General features: G+C 62.6%; 24 protein-coding genes. 12 read left to right on the forward strand and 12 right to left on the reverse strand.

Annotated elements, in window-relative coordinates; all coding sequences use genetic code 11:
• The first annotated feature begins 2 nt into the window (after positions 1-2).
• Positions 3-1814, forward strand: coding sequence for a GMC oxidoreductase (locus QOU61_RS17200; protein WP_289660802.1), 1812 nt, complete (start codon positions 3-5; stop codon positions 1812-1814).
• 6 nt (positions 1815-1820) lie between these two features.
• Here QOU61_RS17200 and QOU61_RS17205 read toward each other — a convergent pair whose 3' ends face one another.
• Both QOU61_RS17205 and QOU61_RS17210 read right to left on the reverse strand, forming a co-directional pair.
• Positions 1821-2600 carry a glycosyltransferase family 25 protein gene (locus tag QOU61_RS17205; protein WP_289660804.1) on the reverse strand — a complete coding sequence of 260 codons (780 nt, stop codon included), beginning with the start codon at positions 2598-2600 and terminating at the stop codon, positions 1821-1823.
• A 90-nt stretch (positions 2601-2690) separates the two neighbouring features.
• Positions 2691-3839: a DegT/DnrJ/EryC1/StrS family aminotransferase gene (locus QOU61_RS17210; RefSeq protein WP_289660806.1), complete on the reverse strand. Its 1149-nt coding sequence runs from the start codon at positions 3837-3839 to the stop codon at positions 2691-2693.
• Positions 3840-4413: 574 nt separating this feature from the next.
• Between QOU61_RS17210 and QOU61_RS17215 the strand changes: the two genes are divergently transcribed.
• On the forward strand, positions 4414-6087 hold the full coding sequence (locus tag QOU61_RS17215) for a GMC oxidoreductase (protein ID WP_289660808.1): 1674 nt from the start codon (positions 4414-4416) through the stop codon (positions 6085-6087).
• 121 nt (positions 6088-6208) lie between these two features.
• On the opposite strand, the gene QOU61_RS17220 is transcribed toward QOU61_RS17215, so the two are convergent.
• Positions 6209-7558 (reverse strand): glycosyl hydrolase, encoded by a 1350-nt coding sequence (locus QOU61_RS17220; protein ID WP_289660809.1) that lies wholly within the window; start codon positions 7556-7558, stop codon positions 6209-6211.
• 497 nt (positions 7559-8055) lie between these two features.
• Here QOU61_RS17220 and QOU61_RS17225 point away from each other — a divergent pair, with 497 nt between their 5' ends.
• The 4 genes from QOU61_RS17225 to QOU61_RS17240 all read left to right on the forward strand — a co-directional run bounded on the left by QOU61_RS17225 (position 8056) and on the right by QOU61_RS17240 (position 11688).
• Positions 8056-9171, forward strand: a complete 1116-nt coding sequence (locus QOU61_RS17225; RefSeq protein WP_289660811.1) for a glycosyltransferase family 4 protein — start codon at positions 8056-8058, stop codon at positions 9169-9171.
• A 510-nt stretch (positions 9172-9681) separates the two neighbouring features.
• Complete coding sequence (locus QOU61_RS17230; protein ID WP_289660813.1) at positions 9682-10191, forward strand: hypothetical protein; 510 nt, start codon at positions 9682-9684, stop codon at positions 10189-10191.
• Positions 10192-10296: 105 nt separating this feature from the next.
• Positions 10297-11319, forward strand: coding sequence for a hypothetical protein (locus tag QOU61_RS17235; RefSeq protein WP_289660816.1), 1023 nt, complete (start codon positions 10297-10299; stop codon positions 11317-11319).
• 156 nt (positions 11320-11475) lie between these two features.
• The gene (locus QOU61_RS17240; RefSeq protein WP_289660818.1) at positions 11476-11688 is read left to right on the forward strand and encodes a hypothetical protein; all 213 of its coding nucleotides are present in this window, start codon (positions 11476-11478) and stop codon (positions 11686-11688) included.
• Between the two features lie 105 nt (positions 11689-11793).
• Here the strand turns inward: QOU61_RS17240 and QOU61_RS17245 are convergent, their stop codons facing one another.
• Positions 11794-12198: a hypothetical protein gene (locus tag QOU61_RS17245; RefSeq protein WP_289660821.1), complete on the reverse strand. Its 405-nt coding sequence runs from the start codon at positions 12196-12198 to the stop codon at positions 11794-11796.
• A gap of 288 nt (positions 12199-12486) precedes the next feature.
• On the opposite strand from QOU61_RS17245, the gene QOU61_RS17250 reads away from it, so the two are divergent.
• The 4 genes from QOU61_RS17250 to QOU61_RS17265 all read left to right on the forward strand — a co-directional run bounded on the left by QOU61_RS17250 (position 12487) and on the right by QOU61_RS17265 (position 16472).
• Complete coding sequence (locus QOU61_RS17250; RefSeq protein ID WP_289660824.1) at positions 12487-13065, forward strand: hypothetical protein; 579 nt, start codon at positions 12487-12489, stop codon at positions 13063-13065.
• Between the two features lie 245 nt (positions 13066-13310).
• A complete protein-coding gene (locus QOU61_RS17255; protein ID WP_289654170.1) occupies positions 13311-14723 on the forward strand; it encodes a mannose-1-phosphate guanylyltransferase/mannose-6-phosphate isomerase in 1413 nt (470 codons plus the stop codon).
• 84 nt (positions 14724-14807) lie between these two features.
• Positions 14808-15455, forward strand: a complete 648-nt coding sequence (locus tag QOU61_RS17260; protein ID WP_289660826.1) for a class II aldolase/adducin family protein — start codon at positions 14808-14810, stop codon at positions 15453-15455.
• Positions 15456-15509: 54 nt separating this feature from the next.
• On the forward strand, positions 15510-16472 hold the full coding sequence (locus QOU61_RS17265; protein ID WP_289660828.1) for an SDR family oxidoreductase: 963 nt from the start codon (positions 15510-15512) through the stop codon (positions 16470-16472).
• Positions 16473-16560: 88 nt separating this feature from the next.
• On the opposite strand, the gene QOU61_RS17270 is transcribed toward QOU61_RS17265, so the two are convergent.
• The 3 genes from QOU61_RS17270 to QOU61_RS17280 form a co-directional block, all read right to left on the reverse strand.
• Complete coding sequence (locus QOU61_RS17270) at positions 16561-17037, reverse strand: GcrA family cell cycle regulator (RefSeq protein ID WP_289660830.1); 477 nt, start codon at positions 17035-17037, stop codon at positions 16561-16563.
• 79 nt (positions 17038-17116) lie between these two features.
• Complete coding sequence (locus QOU61_RS17275) at positions 17117-17314, reverse strand: hypothetical protein (RefSeq protein WP_289660832.1); 198 nt, start codon at positions 17312-17314, stop codon at positions 17117-17119.
• 448 nt (positions 17315-17762) lie between these two features.
• Positions 17763-18188 carry a GFA family protein gene (locus QOU61_RS17280; protein ID WP_289661568.1) on the reverse strand — a complete coding sequence of 142 codons (426 nt, stop codon included), beginning with the start codon at positions 18186-18188 and terminating at the stop codon, positions 17763-17765.
• 249 nt (positions 18189-18437) lie between these two features.
• Here QOU61_RS17280 and QOU61_RS17285 point away from each other — a divergent pair, with 249 nt between their 5' ends.
• Positions 18438-19409 (forward strand): AraC family transcriptional regulator, encoded by a 972-nt coding sequence (locus QOU61_RS17285; protein ID WP_289660834.1) that lies wholly within the window; start codon positions 18438-18440, stop codon positions 19407-19409.
• Positions 19410-19449: 40 nt separating this feature from the next.
• Here QOU61_RS17285 and ppk2 read toward each other — a convergent pair whose 3' ends face one another.
• On the reverse strand, positions 19450-20367 hold the full coding sequence (gene ppk2 / locus QOU61_RS17290; protein WP_289660836.1) for a polyphosphate kinase 2: 918 nt from the start codon (positions 20365-20367) through the stop codon (positions 19450-19452).
• Positions 20368-20570: 203 nt separating this feature from the next.
• Here ppk2 and QOU61_RS17295 point away from each other — a divergent pair, with 203 nt between their 5' ends.
• Positions 20571-21683: a hypothetical protein gene (locus QOU61_RS17295; RefSeq protein WP_289660838.1), complete on the forward strand. Its 1113-nt coding sequence runs from the start codon at positions 20571-20573 to the stop codon at positions 21681-21683.
• A gap of 23 nt (positions 21684-21706) precedes the next feature.
• Here QOU61_RS17295 and QOU61_RS17300 read toward each other — a convergent pair whose 3' ends face one another.
• From QOU61_RS17300 to QOU61_RS17315, 4 genes are all read right to left on the reverse strand, one after another.
• Entirely contained in the window at positions 21707-22531 is an 825-nt protein-coding gene (locus QOU61_RS17300; RefSeq protein WP_289660840.1) for an EcsC family protein, read from the reverse strand.
• On the reverse strand, positions 22528-24642 hold the full coding sequence (locus QOU61_RS17305) for a heavy metal translocating P-type ATPase (protein ID WP_289660842.1): 2115 nt from the start codon (positions 24640-24642) through the stop codon (positions 22528-22530). The genes QOU61_RS17300 and QOU61_RS17305 overlap by 4 nt, the downstream gene beginning before the upstream one ends.
• 29 nt (positions 24643-24671) lie before the next feature.
• A complete protein-coding gene (locus QOU61_RS17310; protein WP_289660844.1) occupies positions 24672-25229 on the reverse strand; it encodes an HMA2 domain-containing protein in 558 nt (185 codons plus the stop codon).
• Positions 25230-25346: 117 nt separating this feature from the next.
• Positions 25347-25655 (reverse strand): DUF5132 domain-containing protein, encoded by a 309-nt coding sequence (locus QOU61_RS17315; protein ID WP_289660846.1) that lies wholly within the window; start codon positions 25653-25655, stop codon positions 25347-25349.
• Positions 25656-25759: the final 104 nt, after the last annotated feature.

The raw sequence follows: 25759 nt of genomic DNA on the forward strand, positions 1-25759 counted from the left end.
GTTTGGATACCAAGAGCTGCTACTGCGCGATAGTTTGCGGGGTCAAAAAAACGATGTTAATTGAAACCTTGGATACTTATCCAGCCGCATCACAATTCAAGGCAGATATCATTATCATTGGCGGCGGCAAGGCAGGCGTCGCTCTCGCGCGGGAGTTCATGAACTCGAAGATCGAGGTCCTCATCCTCGAAAGCGGGCTGGTAACGGAGAGCGAGCTCCACGCCGAGTTGAACACGGTCGAGAGTGTCGGGGAGCCCCGAGGGGAGGCGTCCGCAGCGTTCCGCGCCGCCTTTCACGGCGGCAATATGCGGACCTACGATCCGGAGACGCAACCCTACGGGCTGCGCTGCCGGATGCTCGGCGGATGCCCCTACTGGGGCGGCAAATCGGCGACCTTCGACGAAATCGACTTCGCCAGGCGTGATTGGGTCCCGCATTCCGGCTGGCCGATCAGCAGGGGCACGCTGGAGCCCTACTTCAGGCGAGCCGCGGATCTGCTGAACCTGGGTCCGAACATCTACGGCGAGGGATTGTGGGACCTGATCGGGCCGCGGATCAAGCGACCACCGCTCGACAAGTCGAAGCTGCATTCCGCCTTCTGGCAATTTTCCCGGTCGCGGCTCAAGCATACCGAAATCTTGAATCTCGCGGAGGAATTTGCGGTCGAGCACGCGGACAATATTCGCATATTGACCAACGCCACCGTCGTTCACATCGATACCGACGCCGCGGGGAAGACCTTTCGTGGCCTCGAGATCAGCACGATCGGCGGAGCGCGTTCCTATGCAACGGCACGGCTGTGCGTGCTGGCGGCGGGCGGCATCGAGAACGCGCGGCTGCTGTTGATCTCCAACCGGCAGCACGAGCGCGGTCTCGGCAATTCACATGATGTCGTCGGCCGCTACCTGATGGATCATCCCGGTACGCGCATCGGCTACTTCAAGAGGGAGGATGTCAAGGCCGCCGATTATCTGGGCTTTTACACGATCCCGCACAACGGTGCCTTGGTCATGTACCTGCACGGGCTGTCGTTCAGTCCCGAACTTCAGGCCCGCGAGAAATTGCTCAATACCGCCGTTTTTGTCCTGCCCGAGATCGCGCGCGACGATCCCATCGAGGCGATCAAGCGGCTCATGAAGCTGAAGAGCGAAAGCTATTTCGCCGACCTCTGGTCGCTCGTGAAGAGCGCCGGCCTGTTGACCAAAGGCGTCGGCCTGCGGATTTTCCAGAGCAAGTACTTTCCCGGATTCCTGCAGCGACGCATTGTCGAGCTGGTCATGGCGATCAATCCCGGACTGGTGGTGCGTGAGTTTCAGAGCAAGGGCGTTCCTCACAAGCTGGACCGCATGGGGGTCCATGTCATCACAGAGCAGGAGCCTAATCCTGACAGCCGCCTCGTGTTGTCCGATCAGATGGACATGCTCGGCCTGCCCCGGATCAAGGCCTCGTGGAAGATTTCCGAAGCCGACCGCGCAAGCGTCATCCGTATGGGCCTGCTGCTGCTTAAGGAGCTGCCCGAGGCCGGAATGCCGGCACCCGTGATGGAAGACTGGATCGTCAACGACCGGCCGGACGAGGCGCCGCTGATCGACATGGGTCACATGATCGGGACGACGCGCATGTCCGTTGATCCCCGCTTTGGCGTGGTCGACAGCAATTGTCAGGTCCACGGAGTGAAGGGGCTCTATGTAGCCGGTGCTTCCGTCTTCCCGACAAGCAGTCACGTCAATCCGACATTGATGATCCTTTCGCTGGCCATTCGAACCGCCGATCATCTCAAGCAGGTGCTGGCCGACAGAGCCGCCGCGGCGTGAGGGCAATCACTCATCGACTATCTGTTGGAATTTCGCGCCAGCTTTTTGCATCTGCCGATCGGTTGAGGTCAATTTGACGTTTGCCCAGATCTTTTTGGTCTTGTTGGCAACGCGGGTGCAGAGCCAGTCGAGCTGTTCTCTTGGGTCGCGTCGCGCCGGGTAGGGCGGGATGAGGTTTTGTGACCGTGAATACCGTTCGATGATGGGGAATGGAAAAATGGAGTAAATGGGCAGCCGCGTCCGCCAGAAGCTGTCCAGCGCCAGATCGACCGGTTGATCGATCGATCTGAAGCTTTCCAGGAACAACCGGGCACCCGTCTTGGACATCAGGTAGGCCTGGGCTCCCGTGGGGCTGGTTTTGAACCGGACGATTTGTCGGTCAAAAAAGAACGTCAGCGGAATGCTCTCGGCATGGTGTTTGCCGAAGAGTCGGATATAGTCCAATCCTTTTTCCGCGCAAACCGTGCCGAACTTCTCGATCGGGAAGTCGGTGTCGTAGATGACATCGTCCTCCAATACCAGCACGTAGTCCGAAGTGCCGTACTTGAGGTGCTGGTCCAGCACCGCGACGTGGCTCGAGCAGATGGCCACCTCGGGACCAGAGAGCGTGCGTCCGAACCGCCTTCTGACTTCGTCCGGATCATATTGCAGCCCGGCATGCTGAAGTGAATCGTGTGCGTCGAAATAGCGCCACCTTATTCCAGTGCCGTCGAACATTGCCGCAATCCGACAGCGGCGCTCGGTGGCTTTCGGTAGGCTGATGACTACAACCTCAATGGTCTTCATGTTGCCTTCATTTCGAGGCTTCGGGTGGAGCGGATGTTCATGTCCCGGCCGGGCTCATCGCTTCGATCCAGCTGATGGCGGCCACAACAGCTACGAGGATAACGAACGGGCCAGCGTTCTGGCCTGCATCCATATTACGGGAGCAGGGTACTGCGGCCCCAATGAAACGTAGCAAGTGCGTTCAAGTATATCGAGCGTCCTGCTGCACATTTCCGCTGAGTACGTAATCTCACGATGCGCCCACTTGTATGGGTCAATTCGCGGGTTGAAGCTCCGCTGTGCGAAAATCGGCTCCCAATTGGTGTAGATGTGGCGTCCTGTCTCGATCAGGCGCTCCACGCCCCGTTGCGCGGCAAATTTCTTCGCATCCTCGGCTCGCTCGAATATGACGCTCAGGCCGACTGCGTTGGTCGGATCATGGTGCGGCGACACTTTCATCTTTTTGCCTTTCGAAAGATGCTTCACCATCATCTCGCGACGGCTGCGTAGACGGCGCAGAAGAGTGTCAAGCCGCGAAAGCTGCGCGAGCAACACCGCGCCCGTCAATTCGGAAACCCGAAAATTGACGCCGGAAAAAATTGGTTCGTTGCCTTCGAACTCGTGTTGACGGATATAGCTGCCGACGTCGTGATACATGCGGGCTCGCGTGAAAAGCCGGTCGTCATTCGTTATCACGGCGCCGCCTTCGCCGGCGTTAAGGTTCTTGTGGTAGTTGAAGCTAAAAATGCCAACGTCTCCGATCGTGCCCACAAAGCGGTCCTTGTAGCGAACGCCGACGGCCTGGCATGCGTCCTCGATTACATAGAGCCGATGACGCTTCGCGATCGCACTGATGGCGTCCATGTCGCAGACGAGATTCTTCATGTGAACCGGGATGATCGCCTTGGTGTATGGCGTGATCTTCCGTTCGATATCCTGCGGGTCGATCGTCAGGCTCTCGTCAATATCAACCAGCACTGGAACCGCGCCGACGGCGAGCGGAGCGATGGCTGTCGAGACCCATGTGTACGCAGGCACCAGCACTTCGTCGCCAGGGCCTATTCCGGCGGCAGCCAGCGCAGAGATTAACGCGCTGGTGCCGCTGTTAACCGTGAGCAGATGCTTGGCTTGCAGCCTCTCCGCGAACCGAGCTTCAAACCTGCTGGTCAAGCTCGCGCTGCCAGACTCGTAGCGTGACAACGTGCCGCTTGCGATCACACGGCCAAGAGCTAGCATTTCTCTGAAACCGACTCGCGGCATGGAGCGCCTCCTGACGTTGAGTTTAGTAAGCAGCTTTGCAGCGCCCCATCAAGGGGCAGCAAGAAATTTACGATAAGAGTCAAAGAGTTAGGTAAATTGGCGGGCCTCATAGCTGTGTACGACGATTTTCGCAGAGATTTCTGCGCGTTTGTCTGCACAGAGTCTCCCTTCATGTGAATTCCATCGTGGAAGATCGCGATGCATGCGCGTGAAGAAGTGCCGCGATGAAGCGGTGCTATGACGTTGTGATAGCCGGCAGCGGACTCGGCAGCAGCTCGCTGGCTTGCAAGCGAGGCGAGTCGAGTCTCGAGATTCTGGTCATCGGACGGGGAAGGCGACTTAGGCCAGATCCCGGTGATCTGCATCAATCGGCAACTATCTCTGCGGCGTTGCGAACAGTGCGGGTCTTTTCGTTGTCGGAAGGGCAAACAGGTTCCATGGCTCCATTCCTTGTTAAGTGCGCGAAAGCAGTTTCGAACCGGTCGAACGTCGCTTCGCCGGCATGGACCGCCTTTCACCGCGGCTTTACGCGCTTGGCAGGTGACGTGGTCAGCATTTGCCGATTGGGGACTTGATGGAGATCGTTGATCTTGCCTCATTCGATGCCAACTCGCTTTTCGAGGCGGATCTCATCATCGTCGGGGGTGGCCCGGCCGGCTTGACGATTGCACGGGAGTTCATGGGGACATCAACGCGGGTGCTGCTCCTCGAAAGTGGGCTCATGAATGAAGCGGCAAGCCATTCAGCTCTTTCGGAATTGGAGAGCGTCGGAGAACCGAGTACCGAAGCGCAAAAACAAAAACGCAGGATTTTTCACGGCGCCATCTCGTCAACATGGTCACAGGAAGCGCAACCCTATGGAGTTCGTTGCCGGGCGCTTGGCGGGAGCAGTCACGTCTGGATGGGCAAGTCGGCTGCGTTTGATGCGATCGATTTCCTCAAAAGGCCCTGGGTCCCCGATTCGGGCTGGCCAATTGCAGGGGACACACTGCAGGACTATCTCGACCGCGCAGCCGCAGTGTTGAATCTCGGACCCAATGTATACGACGAGCGGCTGTGGGATCTGATCGGCAGTTCGCATCCAATGCCTGGGCTCGCCTCGGACGACCTTCGATCCTTCTTCTGGCAATTCGCACGCTCTCGTCTCGATCAATTCGACAGCATGAGATTTGGTCAGGAGTTCGCGGCGCTGAAGGCGAACAACATCCGCGTTCTGCTCAATGCGACGGTAACGCGGATCGGCTTGACGCAGGATGGAAACTGCTTCGACCACGTCGAGATGTCTACCGTTCGCGGAGTGAAACACCGGGCGAAGGCAAGATCGGTGGTCATTGCCGCGAGCGCGGTCGAGAATGCGCGGCTGCTGCTGGCGTCAAACAACATCCATGCAGGGGGAATCGGCAATCATCAGGACCTGGTTGGTCGTTTCCTGATGGATCATGTTGTCGCGCGGGTCGGCTCGTTCAAGCCGAGCGACATCCCGATCGTGGCGCGGCAATTTGGCTTGTACGGTATCCGTTATGGCGGACGAACGCACATGTATATGCATGGTCTTGCTCTGACGCCGGACGTTCAAGAGCGCGAAAATCTGCTCAACTGCGCAGTTTATTTCATGCCCGACCGTTCACCGGACAATCCTTGGGATGCGCTCAAACGCCTGATGCGCCGCAAGACTCCTCATCCGATAAAGGATGCATATTCCGTGATCTCGGGAGCGGCGCTGATCGCGAAAGGCATTGGCGTGAAAGCCTTGTCCAGCAGGGGTAGCGTGCCGCACAAGCTGGCGGCTGTTTCAATAGACGTCATCTCGGAACAGCGGCCTGACCGTGACAGTCGAATCACGCTGTCGGAGCGGACTGATGCCCTGGGAGTGCCGCTTGCAAGGGTCGATTGGCGTATCAATGATGACGAACGTCGAACGGTTGTACGAGCCGCGCGTATGACCGGAGCCGCGTTTGCGCGGGCCAATCTCCCCGAGCCGATCCTTGAACCTTGGATTCTGCATGAGACGCTGCAGAACGGCGACCTGATAGATTTTGCTCACACCTGCGGGACCACCCGCATGTCGAGCGATCCGCAGTCCGGCGTGGTGGATCCGAACTGCCGGGTGCACGGGGTTTTTGGACTCTATGTCGCCGGCGGATCGGTATTCCCGACCAGCGGACATGCCAATCCCACGCTCATGATCCTTGCTCTTGCAATTCGTCTCTCTGATACGATCAAGTCCCAACTTGCTCGGGCCGGATAGCGACCGCCAACGCCGCAAGGGGTGATCGAACGTATAGCCATCGACAAGGTCGACGGCAGCCACGTCATTGCGTTGCTTGGAGCTATCGACCGAGCGGACGGGACCATCCCGCAGGCGGCGTTCATTCGATTTCCAGCACCAGGGCGTGGTCACTGAGGGTCAGCGGAACCGAGTTGACCGCGGTGAGGACCTGGATCGGTGTCGTGCCGGCCGTGACGTCATAAATCCTGACTTTCGGACGAGGCTCGCCGAGATCGACCGTGATGGCGCTGTGGCCGCTGACCTGCTCTCCCCAAACGATCAGCTCGAACGTGCCGTTGCTCTTTTGCAGCAGCAGATCATGGACAGTGGGCGGAGCGTTTGCGATCGTGTAGTTGAGCTGCCGGGGACGCTCGACGGGCGCGTTGTCGGCCAGAATTGACGTGAGGTTGTGGATGTATGTCGCGGCCAGCTTTGGCGTCCAATCCGGGTGGAAAAGGCCCTGATTGCCGCCGCCGCCTTCGCCTTCTCCGAGTTGGTAGATGAAGGTGTAGCGCCATCCCCGCTTGAACTGGGCGAGATAGGTGTTCACCAGAACGATGCCCTGCGTTCTTTCTTCCTCAGGACTTGCCGCGTCCCAGCCGGTTTCCGTCGTCACCCGCGGTAACGTCAGCAGTTGAGCGTTGGAATATCCCGGGAAGTGCCTTTTCCAGGTTCGTCCGTATTCGCCGTAGAGGCCATCCCAGCGGCCGTCCAGCACGGGATCGGCGGCCTGCCATGCCTGGTTGTCGACATAGCCGGCGCGGACGCCACTGACGTAATTGTGTGCGTTAGCGTAGTCGGCGAACCCCGTGCCCTCGGCAAGCAGCGTTTCTGCGCCGGCGGGAATCGTCAGGAACTGAAGACCGACATTGTCGGTTTCGGCGCCTCCTTCCGAGACATGAAAAACCGGGTAGCGGCTCAATTCAGGGTCGTTCTTGACCGCGCTGTAGAGATCCCGCTGCAGTTCGGCCACGGGCAGCCAGCTCACCCCGCTCGGCAGCAGGTCAACGAGCCAATCGGGGGTCCAGGCCGGGAGCCATTTCAGGCTCGTCCCGCCGCCCTGTCGCCCCTTGTAGGTGATCGGGAAATTGTTCGGCTCGTTCGGCCCTTCGATCGCGAGCAGCGCGCCGGCACGGGCCAAAATCCGCGCCGCGGCGGTGAGCTCGCTGACATCGATGCCGAGCAGATCGACCATGACGCCGGTCTGGGCATGGAGCATGAGGTGGCCGGTCAGGTGGCGGTGGCTGTCGCGGATGTTGCGGACGCCGAGATAGCGGAGCGGCTCGACATAGGCATAGGGGTTGTATCCCTGATCGATATGGGTATTGACCCCAAGCGAGCTGAGGAACGTATCGCTGCTTGTGGCGGTCACGCCGGTAGAGGAGGGGGCATCCGCCGCCAAGGCCGCAGACAGCGGACCGCCAAGCGCAAACACAGGCAGCAGCGCCACGCTCAAAACCGTGGCGATGGCACGGCTGGCGGTTATCCGCGGTGACCATGCCGACCTCACTGTCCCCCCACCATGCCGGCTTGGGTCGCCTCTTCCTGCGACTGCAATGTCTTCGTGATTACCATTGTTCAATGAAACAAGCCCCTGTCTTGGATGCTGATCGAGCTTCGCCGATGCGAGGAGTGGTGTCGCGTGGAGAATCTTGCTATCGACGACCTTTCTCGATTTTCTCTCTTTATCTTGCCGGCAAGCACAGAGCCGGCTCAGGGACGGATTTGATGGCATTTTCCATTTTTAAGGGCGGGTTGCTCATGAATTGCCAAGGGAGAAGCGGGGACGCAGCTTTGTCTCCAGTCACAGCAGGAGCAATGGAGCCTGACGTCAGCCTTGCATGAACGGACTTGGCAGCAGCGGTCGGCGGAGCGCGCGATGACGCCAATCCACATCAGTGATAATCAAGCGCGGCGCCCGCTGCCTGTCGCGGTCGTATTCTGAAAATGGAAATCACCGACCGCCGCGCCGTTGGACAGAGCTGGGCCATCAACGGCCGCTTTTTGACTCAGCGCATGACCGGCGTGCAGCGTTACGCCTACGAGATCGTCAGCGCGCTCGACGTCATCCTGACGCAGGCCGGCGGCGATGCTCCTGCCATGCGACTGGTCGTGCCGCCCGGCGTCGAAGCGACGCCCGCATTGTGCAGCATCGGCCTTTGCCGGACGGGCATGGGGTCGGGGCACGCCTGGGACCAGTTCGTTCTGCCGTTCCACGCGGGAGCAGGGGTGCTGAGCCTTGGAAATTTCGGGCCGCTTCTTGCGCGGCGTCACATCGTCTGCATTCACGATGCGAACACCTTCATCCTGCCCGAGAGCTACTCGCGCGCCTTTGGTTTGGCTTATCGGATGCTGCTGCCGTTGGTGGGCGGGCGGGCCAGCCGTGTCGCGACCGTGTCGCGGTTTTCCGCAGACATGCTGGTGAAATACGGCATCTGCACGGAGGACAAGATCTTCATCGCGCCCAATGGGCATGAGCATGTGCTGCGCTGGGACGCGAGCCGTGCCCAGGTTCCGGTCCTGGCGCGCCTGCAACGTCCCTATATCCTTCTGCTCGGGAGCGTCGCCAAGCACAAGAATATCGACCTCATCCTCGCGCAGGCCGAGGCCCTTGACGCAGCGGGGATCGAGATTGTCGTGGCCGGCGGCTCATCGAGCATCTTTGCCAATGGTGAGCCGACGGTCCAGCGATCCAATGTTCATCATGTCGGCTTTGTCGGCGACGATGACCTGGCAGCCCTTTACGGACGGGCGCTGTGCCTGGTCTTTCCGTCCACGACCGAGGGCTTTGGCATACCGCCGCTGGAAGCCATGGCGCTCGGATGTCCGGTGATTTCTTCCAGCGCGCCAAGTCTCGTCGAACTGGGAGGCGACGTCTTTCTCTACGTCGATCCCAGCGATGGCGATCGCTGGAGAGAGGCGATTATCGCGCTGTCACGAAATGCGGACCATCGTGCCGAGCTTTCCGCAAAGGGCCGGCAGCGTGCCGGACTGTTTTCCTGGAAACGCAGCGCAGAGATCTACCTTGGAGAAATTCGTCGACTGCTGCCCTCGGCGGATTGAAGAGGCGTGTATCGCCGGGCTGTCGCGGGGCGCCCTTCGTTACGCGACCATTTTTGCAACGAGGCAGGCCCGTCGCTCGGCGTTCGGCAAAACCGATGGAGCGAAGCTTCACGCGTCGGCGGCTCCTCAGATGAGTTTCCAGACCAGCCAGCCGATACCGGCCCACATTGCGCTGCTGATCGCAACCGCAAGCGCCCAGGGCCAGGGCGACGAATATCTCAGCGCCGGCCCGTAGGAGACGCTTCGCCCGTGGGATCGGTTGGATCTCTCTGCACCGCGCGCCACCGAGCGGGCGGGAAAATATGAATATCGTGACATTGACACGGCCGGCCCCCTTGCCAAAGCAACAGGGCACAAAATCATTTAATGATTTGGCCGCTGCGATGTTCCAATTGTGGCTTTATTAAAAAAGGTTAACCTTTCACCCAGTGTCGCTCAACGCGCCGCGCCGTCTGCTTCTCCGGCTTTGCGCCGCGCTCGAACCCCTGATTTGTAGGATTTTTCAAGGCGTTGTTCACTCAGATCGCAACCGTGAGGCGAGCGGGGGGGCCCCGTATTCGTGCGGAAGGAAAGGCGCCGAGTTTTCAACAACATTCCTCGAAGCAGCGCGATGCCTCGGCATTTTCGAAAAAGTGTCCGGAACACGCGCGTCCTCCAGCGCGCACCGTCGAAAATGTGGGCAGAACTCGTGTGCGCCTCGGCAGATGGATTGATCCCATTTGGGATATTGCGATAGTGCTCGGTGAGATGCAGCCAACGCCCGACAAGACCAAGCCGAAGCGCAAGCAGATTGCACGCGCCGAACTCGAACAGGTGATTGCCGAAGCAGTCAAAGCCGGTGACCCCGAGTGCCAGGAGTTTGTCGGCGTGATCGTCGAGCATGTTGCTCCGGCCGCGCCTGAAGGCGCCAACTGGGCCGTCAAGGGCATCAAGTACGGCAAGGCTGATCGCGCGCGCTGTGATGCAGCCTTGTCTGTATGTGTGGCCGAGAAGCAGCGCGAGTTCGAAATTTCGGACTGACGGCGCGATATCGCCTCCCGTCGCCGAGCGAAAGCGCCAAAGGGCAATTGTCCTGAAGGGCCGGGTCGCTATAATAAGCCATTGTTTTTTTGTGGTGTTTTCCTGATGCGGATTGGTGGCGCCATTTTGCTCGTGGCCGGCGTTTTGCTGTGCCTCACCATCGTATGGGCCACGATCGGGTTCCTGATGATGGGCTTCGGCCTGATCTGCCTCAACCTGGCGGAACTGAGACAAAAGCGGCTGGTGCCGTTGGCCAGGAAAAGATCGGAGAATACATCCGTCGCGCGGCCTTCTTCCCAGGCCGATCGAAAAGAACCGGAGCTGGTGGTGCGGCGCGAGGCTCCGCCGCCGGCTGCGTCGATCGCAGCAGTCGATACTGAACAGCATCCGTCCTATCCGGCCGAGCAGGTCCACCACGCCTTTCCGCCGGACCCAGCCGCGTCACCGGCCGCACCGCCTCTCGCTGTGAGAGCCGAGCGGGGACCGCCGATGTCGGTTGAATCCGCAAACGTCGCGCCGGAGCCTTCCGCGCAAAGCCTGCAAAGAAGGCGTCCCGCCAGCCGCCTGGTCCCGACCAACGCCAATAGCTATGACGGCGAAAAGTGGCGCGCGATTGCGCGCGACGATGCCGATGTCGCCAGGTCGATCGACGCTCTCGCGCCCTTCGGGAAAAAATACGTCGATCAACTGGCGACGGCGTATCTCGCGTTCAACGACAAATCTCATCTGCCCGTCATCATGAAGATGATCGCCGCCACGATCAGGAAGGACACAGGGCGTGACCTGGCAAGTCCGGACGACGATGCCGGGATGGACCTCGTCAACGTCGTTCTGAGTGAGGCGCGCAACGCGAGCGGCGCCGCCGCCGCGCCGGCGTTCTCGGAGCCTCAAACCAGAGAGCCCCTCCCGAAAGTCGAGCCTCGGCGGCGTCCGGATGAGGCCGACACCAAGGCGAGGATTGCCACGACCGAAGCTGCAGCGAGGGCGAAACAGCCGACAACCAGCCGGGTCGGCGCGCTGCCTGCCGCGCGGTCCTCCGATACCACGCAGTCTCCACCAAGGCCGCGCGAACCGATCGACGGTGACGAGGCACGCGACCTGACCGACCTGTTCAACAAGATCGCTTGAGGCATCGGTGCTGCGCTTTCAGCCCGGACAGGGGCCCTCGGGCGGTCCGGGCATTCACTCTGTTGGTAATCCCCTTGGATACCCTCCCCAAATCGGCTTGACTCTCCCAGGTCGGCATACTGCAATGCAACGATTGCAATGCAGCATGGTGCCTTTATGAGTGAGATCATTGATCGTGCTTTCAAAACCTATGAATTGACCCGTGCGATGGACACCGCGCAATTGGCGCAAACGCGTGAGAAAATCGGCCGATATATCGACAAGCTGGTGTCCGCCGGACAGAAGGACCCGCAGCAACTGACCGAATTTGCGCGGGCCTATCTCAAGGAGTTGGACCAGGGCCCCGACCCCCGATTCACGGGCTGCTGATCGCAGCCGAACGAGGCGGAAGGCCGGCTTTCACCCCCGCGCTCGAGCGCACATGCAAGAGCGACGTCTTTGCGCGCGCCGGCAAGGCGCTCTCGCCTTTCGAATTCAGAACAGCAGCCACAGGATGCGGGCAGCGATCGCATGCGCGATCGGCATCACGACGCCCTTGCTCTCGAGCAGGAAGACGAGGATCGAGCCCGTCAAGACCGCAATCGCGCCAAACGCCAATCCGCTCCAGCGCTCGCACCAGATCCTGTCACGCTCCGGCAAGCCGGGCGTGCGGAAAGCCTTGAAGACGAGGTAGGCCGCGGCGGCTGTCGCGCTGATCGTCCGCACCATCGCGAGCAGGAATTCGCCGACCGTCAGCTCGCCGAGTCGCCTGTCGAGCACCGCAAACGGAAAGACCTTGTGAAAGACGATGTAGGCGACGAGCAGCAACACGAATGAGCGGAGCGCGATCGCACAGCCGCGCTCGAGTCTTGAACTGTCGGTTGGGACTTTGGCGCGCAAGAAAAATCTGGACAAGCAAACAAGACCTGGCAATCGGCGTTGAAAAGGGCAATGTCGCGAAAACTGTCGATAGTAGCGGCCGGCAAATTAGCCGAAAGCCGGAAATATAGGCGATAAATCTACTTTTTGGGCGGACGCAGCGCGGCACTGTAGCATTCGAGGCGTCGTTGTCGGCGACAGCAGCGCGGGAAAGCATTTGCCTGCATCCGGCATTTTCGGCATGATATTCCGCATATTCCGCATATTCCGCGTTCGCGGCTAGCAGCTATTTTCACCAAGTCTTTTGTCATGTTGAAGTCATTTTTCGGCCACCTCCGGGCAAGGCGCGTTTCTCCCTCGTCGCGGGTGGAGACAATTTTATCTCCGCAGACTGCATCTGTTGAGGAGATCTGGAATTCATGGCGGTATAGCGCGCCGCCGCCGGCGCCCCGCGCGCCGAGCGAAACTGCGCAGAAACCGGATACCCCACCCAAGCGGGAAAGCAGGCCGCCACCAAAATCGGCCAATGCTGCCGGGCGAGTCAATCAGCTCAAGCGGCTGGGCGAATACGAGATGGCCTTGCGGGTTGTGCTCGGTGAAATCGAGCGAGAGGAGGAGAGCGGCTCCTTCGTCCTCGAGCGTCAGATCGTTCCCTGGTATTACTGGGAGGCGGCGTCGATCTATCGGAAGCTCAAGCGCTATGACGATGAGGTCGCCCTGGTTCGGCGCTTTGCCCGCAACTACGACATCAATTTCAGGGCTTTTTCGAAGCGTCACCGCGCTTCCTCCGGCGCCCACGATGCGTGGGCTGCGCGATTCCTGGAACGGCTCGATACGGCCAAGGCTGCGGCGGCCGAGCAGCAGGCTGGCGCGGCAAGGCAAGGCTAGTGGAGCGGATTTGACGTTCGCGACCCGCCTTCCGAGGTCCGATCAAATGCGTCGCCAGCCGGAGCTTTGCAGGTAACCTTACCCGGCGTTGTCGACTGACATAGCGCGCCCCAGGGGATATTGATCGGCATTCATTTTCGTCGATGCATAATGGTCCCTTCGGCGCCGACGCCGCGGCTCCAGACCAGCAATTTGCGCCGGAACAGGGAGCGCCCATGACCCCAAAAATCATGACCCCAAAAGTGATGACGCGAAAAATCATTCCCCTGATCATGTGCGGCGGCGCCGGAACGCGGTTGTGGCCGGCCTCGCGCGAGGTGCGTCCCAAGCAGTTCCTGCCGTTGTTCGGCGCGCGCTCGACGTTCCAGGATACGCTGGCACGGGTGTCCGATCCGGCGCTGTTCGAACGGCCGATCGTCATCACCAACGCCGCCTATCGCTTCATGGTGCTGGAGCAGCTCGCCGAGATCGGCATCGAGGCCGACGTGCTGCTGGAGCCGGCACGGCGGGATTCCGGTCCTGCGATCGCCGCCGGCGCGGTGTTTGCCCGATCGCGCGACGAGGAGGCGGTGGTGCTGGCGCTTGCCGCCGACCACGTGGTGCGCGACACCGCGTCCTTCATCGCGGCCTGCCGCGAAGGGCTGGCGGCAGCGGAGCAGGGGCGGATCGTGACCTTCGGCATCAAGCCGGAGCGCGCGGCGACCGAATATGGCTACATCAATCCCGGCGAGACGGTTGCCGGCGCCGTGCGCGCGGTTGCGAAGTTCGTCGAGAAGCCGGACCAGGCCAAGGCCGCCGAATACCTCAAGGCCGGCTATCTCTGGAACAGCGGCAACTTCATGTTCCGTGCCGCCGTGCTGCTCGACGAATACGGCAAGCTCGATCCCGACAGCGTGCAGGCGGTGACCGACGCGGTCGCCCGGGCCGGGCGCGACCTCGGCTTCGTCACGCTGGAGCCGCAGGCCTTCGGCGCGGCCAAGGCGATCTCGATCGACTATGCGGTGATGGAAAAGACCGCGCGCGCGGCGGTGGTGCCGGTTTCCTGCGGCTGGTCGGACGTCGGCTCCTGGCACGCGGTGTGGGAATTGTCGGACAAGGACGCGCAGGGCAATGCGGCGCGCGGCGCCGGCGTGTTCGAGGATTCCCGCAACTGCAACGTCGTGACCGACAAGGCGCTGGTGGCGCTGGAAGGCGTCGACGATCTGGTGGTGGTGGCGACGCAGGATGCCGTGCTGGTGTCGCGCCAGAAGGACGCCAACGGGCTGAAGCGGCTGGTCGCGAAACTGAAGACGGTGGCGCCACAGGTCACCGAGGATCATCTCAAGGTGCACCGTCCCTGGGGCAGCTATCAGTCGGTCGACAATGGCGAGCGCCACCAGGTCAAGCGGATCATCGTCAAGCCGGGGCAGCGGCTGTCGCTGCAGAAGCACTACCACCGCTCCGAGCACTGGATCGTGGTGCGGGGTGCGGCGCGCGTCACCGTCAACGAGGACGTCAAGACCGTGCACGAGAACCAATCGATCTACATCCCGATCGGCGCGGTGCACCGGCTGGAAAACCCCGGCAAGATCCTGCTGGAGCTGATCGAGGTGCAGACCGGCAGCTATCTCGGCGAGGACGACATCATCCGCATCGAGGATGACTACCGGCGGTCGTAAACGTTGCGTTCCATCTGAGGATCGCCTTATCTATCGGGCAGACGTTGGCGCCGCTCGACGTGGACGCTGCGGACGAGCCAGGCGATGCCGATGACCGAGGACGAACGGAACAAGAGACAATCGATCATCGACGCCTGCCGTCGCATGAACGCACTCGGCATCAATCAGGGCACCTCGGGCAATATCAGCCTGCGCCACGGCGAGGGCATGCTGATCACGCCGACCAGCGTGCCCTATGACGAGATGGTGCCGGAGCAGATCGTCTTCATGGGCTTCGATGGCGCCTTTGCGGCTGGCGCGAAGCCGTCGAGCGAGTGGCGCTTCCATCTCGACATCCTGCGCGCGCGGGGCGACGTGAATGCGGTGGTGCATGCGCACCCGACCTATGCGACCGTGCTCGCCATCATGGGCCGCGAGATTCCGCCGATCCATTACATGATCGCGGCTGCCGGCGGCGAGACGATCCGTTGCGCGCCCTACGCGACCTACGGCACCGCTGAGCTGTCCGCGCATGCGGTCAAGGCGCTGGAAGGCCGCTTTGCCTGCCTGCTGGCCCATCATGGCATGATCGCGGTCGGACCATCGCTTTCGCGCGCGCTGTGGCTTGCCGTTGAAGTCGAAACGCTGGCGCGCCAATATCACGGCTGCCTGCAGGTCGGGGAGCCGCCGCTCTTGTCGAGCGAGGAGATCGAGCGCGTCCGACAGAAGATAGCCGGATATGGGCATGCGTAATCCGTTCGCAACAATCAGAGCGCGCGCCAAGCGCCGCGACAGGGGAGTTTTCGCATGAAGGAATTTTCCGGCAGGATCGCCGTGGTCACCGGAGGCGGCACGGGCATGGGCCGCGAGCTGGCGCGCCAGCTCGTCGCCCAAGGCTGTCATGTCGCGATGTGCGACGTCTCGGACGACGCGATGAACGAGACGCGGCAGCTCTGTGCGGCGGAACGATCCTCGCCGGCGGTGCGTGTCACCACCCATATCGCCGACGTCTCCAGCGAAGCACAGCTGCAGCGCTTTCGCGACGAAATCGCGCGCCAGCACGCGACCGATCAGATCCACCTGTTGTTCAACAATGCCGGCATCGGCGGTGGCGGCAGCCTGTTCACCAACACCCGCGAGCAGTGGGAGCGCACCTTCAACATCTGCTGGGGCGGCGTCTATCTCGGCGTGCGCACCTTCCTGCCGATGCTCTTGAAGGCCGACGCGGGCCACATCATCAACACCTCCAGCGTCAACGGCTTCTGGGCCTCGGTCGGCATGGGTGTGTCGCACACCGCCTACAGCGCCGCCAAATTCGCGGTGAAGGGTTTTACCGAGGCGCTGATCAACGATCTCCGCCTCAACGCGCCGCACATCAGATGCTCGGTCGTGATGCCCGGTCATATCGGCACCTCGATCGTCTCCAACTCGCGCAAGGTGCATAACGGTGTTGACGAATTGTCGCCGGCCGATCTGGTGCAGACGCGGCAGCGGCTGAGCGGTGCCGGCATCGACATCAGCCAGATGTCGGATGCGGACATCCAGAAGCTCGCGCAAGAGCGCGCCCGCAGCTTCCGCGAGGAGGCGCCGACCACCGCTGCCGCCGCGGCCACGATCATTCTCGACGGTGTGAAGGCAGGGCGGTGGCGTATCCTGGTCGGCGACGACGCGCACCGGCTCGACGAGCGCGTGCGCGAAGCGCCGGAACGCGCCTATGACGCGGCGTTCTACGAGAGCTTCGCGAAAGAGGTCGGCTGGCGGCTGGGGTAGGCCTCGGCCGCGCGCTGGTGCCGCCGATCTGAAGTTCCCACAATCTGCGGCGATGATCCCCTCGGGAACTTCAGATCGCGGCGATGTATCACGAACTTCGGAAAGCGGTCGCTGGACGCGCCCGGTAGGCGAGGCGCGAATGGCCGGCGCAATAGGGGAGGCCCTCGACCGGCAGGTTGCCGCAGAAGCAGAAATCATCCGCGCCGGGGCTGTTGATCGGCCACCGGCAGCGTCCCTCGTTGAGCTCGAGCAGGGAGCAGCGATGCGCGTCGCTGATCGGCTCAGCTAGGGCGACCGGCTCAGGCTCGGCATAGATCGCGCGCAGGATCTGGTATTGCTGGCGCGGCGTCGTCTTCAGCCGGGCGTGCTTGTCGGACTCCTTGCGCGCCTTGCGCCGTTCGCGGGTGCGCTTGTCACGGGTGAGGTTGAGCCGCGACAGCTTGCCGATCACGGCGTTGCGGCTCACCCCGATGTCGGCGGCGATCTCGCGGCAGGAGAGGCCGGCGGCAAAATGGGTCTTCAGCAGTTCAAGGCGTTCGTCGGTCCAGGTCGGCAGGGCAGGCATGGTGTCGGTTTCCAGGGTTGGAGCCCTTCCGCATCCTTCTGCCTTGCGCTGATTCGACCCTGCCGCACCCCAAAACCCCTTACGTCTTGCCGTTGTCGCGGATCGAGAGCAGCCCATCCTTGATGGCGAGCCGGATTCCTTCCTCGATCAGCGTCCTTGCGACGCCGGGAACGCTAGTACCGTGGGTGCCCTGTCTCACGAGCTTTTCGAGATAGGCGATGGTCGAAAGCGCCAAGGTGACTGGAACGCGGTCGGTCTCGGCTTTTTCTGTGGCCATGGCCTAAAAAGCTAATCGGTTACTTGTGTACGGAAAAGTATCTTTTCAGACTCTATTAAGATTTGGGCTGGCTGTACAGGGTTCTCCGTCCGTTTGGTTAAGCCGTTGATATAAATAATAATATTGTCACGCGCCAAACCAGCCCGCCGCCCTTTCGGGAAGCAGGCCGGTGCAGCGGACGGAAAAAGCCGGGTCTTCGGGGTTTTTTCGCGCGAATCCGAGGGCTCCAGGCGGGGAGGTCGGGTGGACCGCAGGCGCGCCCCTAAAAGGCTTCGCGCGCCTGATCGTGATGCTGGTCTTCGGGCTCTGCTGGATGGTCTGGAATACCGCGCAGTATCTGTGGTGAGCTCCACGATCTGGTCCAGTTGCGCGGGCCGATTGTCAGAGCATTTCGTGATAGAGGCCGATCGCGGACAGCAGCAGCGCGATCAGCGTCCATGCCACGGGGCTATTCAGGTATCGCCACACCGGAGCCTCCCAATTCGGCCGGAAAATCCCTCAGCTTCGGCAAGCCGTCTTTCATCGGCAGGACCGTCTCCGCGTAATTGACGTGCACGTGGGGCGTGAATTTCAGCGCCGGGATCGTCGCCGCATAGACGTCGACCAGGCCGAGCGGCGGATGGTCGGTCATCAGATGGCCGCCGCAGCGCTTGCAGTATTGGCGGTGGCTGCTTTCGGTCTTCATGTATTTTCCGATCAATTCCGCGCCTCTGCTGACGCGGACATTCTGCGGCTTCCACAGCGTGAACGCGTTGACGGGCGCAGCCGACCATGAGCGGCAGGATGAGCAATGGCAGTAGCCCATGCCCTCCGGCTCTCCCTGCACCTCGATCTCGACGGCGCCGCAGAAGCACTTGCCCTTGTGCGTGGTCATGTCCTGATCTCCTTCGGTTGACGCCTGCTTCTCGCCTGTCTGCGCGGCGAACTGAATGATCAGGCGTCTCGATTGCATGACGCGGCGTTCGTTCCTGCGCCGGCGCGGCACGACGCTTGACCGGCCGTCCGGGTCGCATGACAGGTCGTCCGCAATCGACGAGGGCGATTGGCACCGCGTTGAACGGATCGCCAGTTTTGAAAGACCAATCGAGGAAGGACCCTCTCGAAAATCCGGCGAGCGCGCGACGTGGCCACCGACACCCTGTCCGACGTCCTGAAGACCGTGCGGCTGACGGGGGCGGCCTATTTCGATATCGCCGCGCAAGAGCCATGGTCGGTGCACTCGCCGGCGCGCGACCTGATCCTGCCGCGCATCCTGCCGGGCGCCGACCATCTCATCGCCTATCACGTGGTGACGTCGGGCCGCTGCTTCGCGGGCCTTGACGGCGGCGAGGCCGTCGCGGTCGAGGCGGGCGAAGTCGTGATGTTCACGCATGCCGACCCGCATGTGATGTCGAGCAGCGCCGGCATGCAGGGTGAGGCGCCGAGCGCCGACATGATCGACATCGCCGAAGCCGGGCTGCTGCCTTTCCACATCAATCTGATGAACGGTGGCGCGGTGTCGGCGCGGCTCGTCTGCGGCTATCTCGCCTGCGACGCCAAGCCGTTCAACCCGCTATTGGAAGCTCTGCCGCCGATGCTCAAGGCCGGCGACATCAGCCGCAACGATTCCGGCTGGCTTGGCCATTTCATCCACTTTGCGGTCGCCGAGGTTGCCGAAAAGCGCGCCGGCAGCGAAAGCATTCTGACCAGGCTGAGCGAACTCATGTTCATCGATGTGGTGCGGCGCCATATCGAATCGCTGCCACCGCAAAAGACCGGCTGGCTCGCGGGCCTGCGCGACCCCTCGGTCGGCAAGGCATTGGCGCTGATCCATGCGCGCCCCTCTTTCAACTGGACCATCGAAGGCCTGGCGCGCCAATGCGGGACCTCGCGCACGGTGATGGCCGAGCGGTTTTCGCAGTTCGTCGGGGTCCCGCCGATGCACTATCTCGCGAAATGGCGAATGCAGGTCGCCGCCGAGATGCTCAACCGCGGCAATTCCCAGATGGCGACGATTGCCGCCGAGATCGGCTACGAATCCGAGGCCTCGTTCAGCCGCGCGTTCAAGAAGATGATGGGCGTGCCGCCGTCGGCGTGGCGGCAGGGCACGCGGTAGCAGGTGCGGACGGTCACGCGGCGCGCCCGCGCTCGGGACTTCAGAAAACGGCCGGAACGATCATCTCGGGCGGGACCTGCTCGCGCCGGTACGAGGGATCGTGGATGCGGTCGGGCAGCACAACGGGAGGATGCGCGACCTCGCCATAGGGGATTTGCGTCAGGAGGTGCGCGATGCAGTTGAGCCGCGCGCGCCGCTTGTCGACCGCCTCGACCACCCACCACGGCGCCTCGGCAATATGCGTCCGATGCAGCATCTCCTCCTTGGCCTTGGTGTACTGCTCCCAGCGACTGCGCGACTGCACGTCCATCGGACTCAGTTTCCACTGCTTGAGCGGATCGTGGATGCGCATCAGGAAGCGGAACTGCTGCTCCTCGTCTGATATCGAGAACCAGTACTTGATCAGGACGATGCCGGAACGCACCAGCATACGCTCGAACTCGGGCACCGACCGGAAGAACTCCTCGACCTGCCCCTCGCTGCAAAACCCCATCACGCGTTCGACGCCGGCGCGGTTGTACCAGGAGCGGTCGAACAGCACGATCTCGCCGCCGGCCGGCAGGTGGGTGGTATAGCGCTGAAAATACCATTGGGTACGCTCGCGCTCGTTGGGGGCGGGCAGCGCCGCGATCCGGCAGACGCGCGGATTGAGCCGCTGGGTGATGCGCTTGATGACGCCGCCCTTGCCGGCGGAATCGCGGCCTTCGAAGATCACGGCCACCTTGAGCTTGTGGTGCTGGACCCAGTCCTGCAGCTTGACCAGTTCACCCTGCAGGCGGAACAGCTCCCTGAAATAGACGGAGCGCGGAATTGACGGCTCGTGCTCGTGCGCGGGGCTCGCGGCGCGGAACTGGTCGAGCGCGTGATCCTCCAGCTCGAGTTCGAGTTCTTCATCGAGGCTGTCGCGCAAATCGGCGCCAATCCGCCCGCGTATCTGTTCCTCGTCGATGGTGCTCATTCGCATTCCCCTGTCCTGGTTGGTCCGGCCCCGAAATTCCCGTGCGCCCTTGACGCTGGTATGACGGAAATACGGGCCGGGACTGCCCGGGCGCCTTGCCTTTCACACCGCCGTCAAGAACGGCCGCTAGGCAGGAGCAGTCCTTGCCGGCGCGGCGATCAGCCGTCGCGCCCTCGCACAAGCCTTCCTCGCGCAAGCCTTCCATGCAGCGGATGATCGAGAATTTCCGGATCGGCCGCCATGCCATGCGCTACAGCGCCTTCGTGCCGCGGCTCTACAATCTCTGTCGCTCGTTCGGCTTCGTGCGGGAGCGGATGATGCCGTCGCGCGCCTTTTGCTCCGACGAGAGCCAGGGCTATCCGGTCATCCTCATGACCCAGCATTTCGGCACCTTTCCCTTCGACCACGGCAGGGTCGGCGGCAAGGTCGCGGTGAACCGTCACGGGCCCTATGCCCATCACGGCGAAGACCTCGTGATCGTGCAGGCAAGCCATGTCGGGTACGACGCCGACAGCAGGCGCTTCGGCGTCTACCGGCGCCACCGCACCGCCGACCGCGCCTTTGGCGACAATTGCGGCAAGCTGTGCGCAGTGTTGCGCTGGTACCAGGAGGAGTATCGTCACGCCTGCGAGCAGGTGCTGTGCGGTGTGCTGGACGGCGAAGCCGCCGTCAGCGTGGACAACCAGTTCCTGGATGAGAGCCGGCCCGAGGGCCTGTTCCTTGATCTTGACCGCGTCATCGATCGCGCGAGCGGTCCGGTGAAGGTGCTGAGCACGGCAAAGGTTTTTCGTCCGTCGTCGGATTTGCGCCAACGCCTGTCGGAGACGGACTGGCAGGAGCCGCCGCGCGCGATCGGAAGCGGGCTCACGGCGGACCTGTTCACGTTCCGCCGGCCGCCGGCTGCCGACATCGAAGGCCACGATATCCTCGAGGCGGCGCTGCAAGCCGCGATGCCCGCGCTCGTGACCTCCGCCCATCCCGCGCTCGACGCCGCGCGCTACCACACCCAGGCCGAATTCGATCGCACCTATCGCAGCTTCCTGCGCGAGCCGTGCTACCGCGACAAGAACCTGCTGTTCATCGCCGGCATCAACATCGACATCTCGCCGCGCGAGGCGTTTCCGTTTCCGCTGATCAAGTTCGTGCCCTGGGCGGCCTATGTCTGCCTGCGCGACGGAAGCAGCTTTCTGATGGAGCAGCACGAGATTTCCGATGCGCTGCAACGGCAGCCCCTGGAGAACCCCGAGCGGCTGTCGTTCGACGAGGCGATCCAGCGCATGGCGGATGCCGACGAGATCCGCCTGCCGATCGATTGAGTTGCCGCAGGTGGAGCAATCGCTCAGCCCGCTCGCTTCGAGAGGCCGCTCGCCAGCGCCGAATAGTGCTGGTGGACATGAGCGGCGCCATAGGCACGTTCCAGCCGGCGCAAGGTGAAGTGACCCTTCGCGATCCGCTGAAAATGCTCCATGAAGATGATGTTGACGGTGGCCCCGCTGACCGCGCCGATCACAGGCACCGCGCCGGCGGCGATCTTGTCGGAAACGACCAGGCCGAAGCGCGAGACGATCTCGGTCACGAAGCCGGCGACGACAGGCGCGGATGCATCGACCGCGCCCCGCTCGAGGAACAGCGCTGCGACGTCGCCGGTGTATTTGCTGATCAGCGTGCGCGCGGCATAGTAGCCGACGTCGACATTTTCCTCCGTGCGCTTCGCGCCGAAGGCGAAGACTTCGAGGCAGGCCAGGCGCGCTTCGAGCTTCGAGAGATCCTCGCCCTCGTGCTGGGCGATCTCCGCGATCGCGCGCAGCATGAAGGTCGTGGTCAGCGGCAGCTCGACGGCGAGCGCGCCGAGGCCGAGCATGCCGCTCACGCCGCCTGCAACCCCCGCAAGCAGCGAGGAGAACGTCGTTGCCGGCGTTCCCGCCGGCTTTTCGTTCAGCGTATCGACGACGACGTCGAGGCCCTTCATCACGGCCGTGCGCACCAGTCCCGACAGCTGGCGGTTGACCGTCTTCGGCAGCAAGGTGAGGATCCGGTTGACCGGCGCGCCCGCATAGTCGGCAAGCCGCGCCGCGAAGTTCGGGGTTTCCAGATGCCTGACCGCGACCTTGAGCGCGGCATGGTCAGCCGGGGTCAGGACGATCGTGGTCGGTTCATGGCTCATTGATATCTGAGGATCGGCCGGATTCCGTTCATGCTGGCGAGGATCGCCGAGCCGTTGCTGATCAGCGCGGTGATCTCGGGCGTGATCAGCCCGCCGGGCAGCGCAAGCCCGAGCGCCAGCGTGTTGAGGATCGCCACGATGCCGTAGTTCTGCCTGATCAGGCGAACTGCGCCTTGCGAGATCTCGACCGCCTTGACGAGCTTCCACAGCGAATCCTCCATCAGGATCACGTCGGCGGATTCATGGGTGACTTCGGCGCCGTGCTTCATGGCGATGCCGACATCGGCGAAGCTCAACGCCGGGGAATCGTTGATGCCGTCGCCGACCATGGCGACCCTGCGGCCCGAACGCTGCAGTTCCTGGATCACGCTTGCCTTGTCGGCCGGAAGCATGTCGGCGAAATGTTCGGTGAGGCCGAGGTTGCGGCAGACGGCGCGCGCGACCACCGCGTTGTCGCCGGTCAGCATGATGCTGCTCCTGATCCCCAGCGCATGCAGACGTTCGATCACGGGACGGCTCTCGTTGCGGATCTCGTCGGAATAGGGGACGAGGCCGGCGAGCTCGCCGTCGACGGCGATATAGAGGCTCGAATAGCCGCGCTCATCCAGCGCGGCGCGGTCGGACGCCGAGTGTCCGACCGCAATGTCGCTCTGGCGCATGAAGCGCTCATTGCCGACATGGACGTAGTAGCCGTTGACCTGGCCCTCGACACCAAGGCCGATCCGATAGGTGGTCTCGTTGCAGGCGGGGATGTTGACCTTGAGCTGTCGTGCCCGGGTGCGAAGCGCCTCAGCGACCGGGTGCTGCAGCCGGGTTTCGGCGGCGGCGGCAAGGCCGAGCAGATGGCCCGGCGTGATCGATTTCTGGTAGGACAGGATGTCGAGCACGGCCGGCGTGCCGTGGGTCAGCGTGCCCGTCTTGTCGAACACGATGGTGTCGACATCGGCGAGCTTCTCCATGTGGCCGCCGCTCTTGATGATCATGCCGGCGCGCGCCGCGTGCGTCATCGACGACAGCACCGAGGTCGGCGCGGCGACGCGGATGCCGGTGCCGTAGTCGACGATGACGAGCGACAGGAAGCGGTTGAAGTCGCCGGTGACGGCCGCGGTGGAGGCTGCGAGCGCCAGCGTCGGCGCGACCAGGCGGTCGGCAAAGCGCTCGGCGTGGTTCTGCATGCGGGTGTCGCCGATCGGCGCGGATTCGACGAGATGCACGATCTGGCCGGCGGTGGTGGCCGAGCCCACACGAAGCGCCCGCACCGTGATCTGGCCTTCGCGGATCACGGTCGCGGCAAAGGCGGCTTCGCCCTTGCCGCGGTTCACGGGAAGGCCTTCGCCGGTGATGGTCTTCTGGTCGATCGTGGCCTGGCCCTCGATGACCTCGCCGTCGACGGGGATCATCTCGCCGGGATAGACGACTACGAGATCGCCGGCCGCAAGCTCGGCTGCGGGAACCGATATCACCGCGCCGTCCCGCTTGATCCAGGCGGTCTTGGTCTGGAATTCGAGCAGCTCGCTGATCGCGCGGCGCGAGCCGGCCGCGGTGAGGTCGCGGATCCAGTCGCCGAGTTTGATCAGCCAGGTGACGATGCAGCCGGCGAGCGGATTGCCCTGCAGGACCGAGGAGGTGATGGCGAGCGTGTCGAGCACGTCGATGTTGAGGCGCTTCTCGTTCGCCCAGACCTTCCAGGCACGCCGGGCGATCGGCACGGCGTTCCACAGCATCAAGGGCATGTTGAGTGCGATCACGACCGGATTGGCGGAGAACGCCATCGCGAGCGACAGCGTCGGCAACGCCAGCGGCGATTGCTTCGATGCTTCCTTGGCTCGTGCGCTCGATGGCGCCGCCTGCACAGCCTCCGCGCAGAACGCCTTGATCTCGGCGAGGCTGAGGCCCTTGACGCGATCGAGCAGGAGGCGGAGTAGCGTCTCCTGCGCCGGGTCATATTCCAGCACGAGGCTCGCGCAATCATAGTTGATCCGCGCGCTGCGGATGCCGTTCTGCGCGTTCAGCCAGGCGAGGAAGGTTTCGGCGAGCCGGCGGTTGTGACCGAGCGCGGGGATGCTGAGCCGCACCCGTCCGCGCATCGAATGTCGAAAGGAGTATTCCATGCAGTCCAGGTCTCCGCCGGCGCGTCGCGTCACGCGGTGGCGGGGACTTCCTCCTGCTGTTCGGCCGCGGCCATGTTGGCCTGGATCATGTGGTTGAGCGCGAAGATCGCCAGCGTGACCCAGACCGGGGTCGCGGCGTTGGCGCCCACCTCGAAAATGGTGAAAGCGGCAATGCCGCCGGCGAGCAGGATCTTGAGGTCGACGACGTTGCCGGTCGCGATCTTGATCTGGTGATCGAAGTCACGGAAGAAATCGACTACGGCCTTGGCGGTATGGGAATGTTCGGCGAGATATTCGGCTTCCTGCTCGATCTTGCGCGCCAGCGCATCGATCTCATTGTTCGGCGGCGGGCAATGGACGCCGGTGTGATGCTGAAGCTGGCCGTGAAATGCATGGTGCTGGTCGGTGTCGTAGTGAAGCACCACGCTCCCCGTCACCGGGTTGACGATGACCTCCTCGATCCCGGGGATCACGGCAAAGGTCTGCTTGATCTGCTCGGCCAGCTCAGGGTTGGCCTTGACCGACGGAACCTTCATGCGGATGCGCCCGGGCACCTGGTGCGCGATCTGCAGCTTCATCTTCGTCATCGAAAAATCTCTGGTGCTTGATCGCAAGCCCGCGACGCCGGGCCGCCGGCCTCGCGCCGCGTTGCATTCCCAACGGCCGGCGGTCCAGAAGCCGGCCGTCATCGGCCGGGTCTTGGCTCAGGCCGCGGTCTGGCTGCGGCCGGCCGGCGGCTTGGTCGCCTGGGCCTCATTCTCGGCCTTCACTTCGGCAACGATGTCGTTCACCTGCTCATGGGCTTCGGCGAACATCTCCTTCGAACGCTGCGCGAGCTTGTAGGTGCCGCGGACCGTGGATTTGAACAGCGGGTTCAGCGCACCCGCGAGCTTGGGGAAATATTTGGGGGCCGCGACTGCAGCGACGCCGACCGCAATGCCGGGCAGCAGCGCCGCCTCGAACAGGGCTGCCCCGACGGCAACCACCGCCACGGCCGCTACCGTCTTGTTCAACCCGCCGTTTTCCTGATCATCGTCCACCTGAGCGGCTACGCCGTCGGAATGAGACGGATCATGACCATTATGGCTGATGGGCATCGCAAACGTCCTTTGTTGAA

The sequence above is a fragment of the Bradyrhizobium sp. NP1 genome (assembly GCF_030378205.1).
In the GTDB taxonomy this organism is placed as follows: Bacteria; Pseudomonadota; Alphaproteobacteria; order Rhizobiales; family Xanthobacteraceae; genus Bradyrhizobium.

Excerpts from the sequence above, each read along its gene's own strand:
- QOU61_RS17295 (WP_289660838.1), top strand. The coding sequence starts at position 20,571 with ATGCAGCGGATGATCGAGAATTTCCGGATCGGCCGCCATGCCATGCGC.
- QOU61_RS17265 (WP_289660828.1), top strand. The coding sequence starts at position 15,510 with ATGAAGGAATTTTCCGGCAGGATCGCCGTGGTCACCGGAGGCGGCACG.
- QOU61_RS17225 (WP_289660811.1), top strand. The coding sequence starts at position 8,056 with ATGGAAATCACCGACCGCCGCGCCGTTGGACAGAGCTGGGCCATCAAC.
- QOU61_RS17270 (WP_289660830.1), bottom strand. The coding sequence starts at position 17,037 with ATGCCTGCCCTGCCGACCTGGACCGACGAACGCCTTGAACTGCTGAAG.
- QOU61_RS17305 (WP_289660842.1), bottom strand. The coding sequence starts at position 24,642 with ATGGAATACTCCTTTCGACATTCGATGCGCGGACGGGTGCGGCTCAGC.
- QOU61_RS17250 (WP_289660824.1), top strand. The coding sequence starts at position 12,487 with ATGTTGAAGTCATTTTTCGGCCACCTCCGGGCAAGGCGCGTTTCTCCC.
- QOU61_RS17280 (WP_289661568.1), bottom strand. The coding sequence starts at position 18,188 with ATGACCACGCACAAGGGCAAGTGCTTCTGCGGCGCCGTCGAGATCGAG.
- QOU61_RS17240 (WP_289660818.1), top strand. The coding sequence starts at position 11,476 with ATGAGTGAGATCATTGATCGTGCTTTCAAAACCTATGAATTGACCCGT.
- QOU61_RS17310 (WP_289660844.1), bottom strand. The coding sequence starts at position 25,229 with ATGACGAAGATGAAGCTGCAGATCGCGCACCAGGTGCCCGGGCGCATC.
- QOU61_RS17205 (WP_289660804.1), bottom strand. The coding sequence starts at position 2,600 with ATGAAGACCATTGAGGTTGTAGTCATCAGCCTACCGAAAGCCACCGAG.
- QOU61_RS17260 (WP_289660826.1), top strand. The coding sequence starts at position 14,808 with ATGCCGATGACCGAGGACGAACGGAACAAGAGACAATCGATCATCGAC.
- ppk2 (WP_289660836.1), bottom strand. The coding sequence starts at position 20,367 with ATGAGCACCATCGACGAGGAACAGATACGCGGGCGGATTGGCGCCGAT.
- QOU61_RS17275 (WP_289660832.1), bottom strand. The coding sequence starts at position 17,314 with ATGGCCACAGAAAAAGCCGAGACCGACCGCGTTCCAGTCACCTTGGCG.
- QOU61_RS17235 (WP_289660816.1), top strand. The coding sequence starts at position 10,297 with ATGCGGATTGGTGGCGCCATTTTGCTCGTGGCCGGCGTTTTGCTGTGC.
- QOU61_RS17255 (WP_289654170.1), top strand. The coding sequence starts at position 13,311 with ATGACGCGAAAAATCATTCCCCTGATCATGTGCGGCGGCGCCGGAACG.
- QOU61_RS17300 (WP_289660840.1), bottom strand. The coding sequence starts at position 22,531 with ATGAGCCATGAACCGACCACGATCGTCCTGACCCCGGCTGACCATGCC.
- QOU61_RS17210 (WP_289660806.1), bottom strand. The coding sequence starts at position 3,839 with ATGCCGCGAGTCGGTTTCAGAGAAATGCTAGCTCTTGGCCGTGTGATC.
- QOU61_RS17215 (WP_289660808.1), top strand. The coding sequence starts at position 4,414 with ATGGAGATCGTTGATCTTGCCTCATTCGATGCCAACTCGCTTTTCGAG.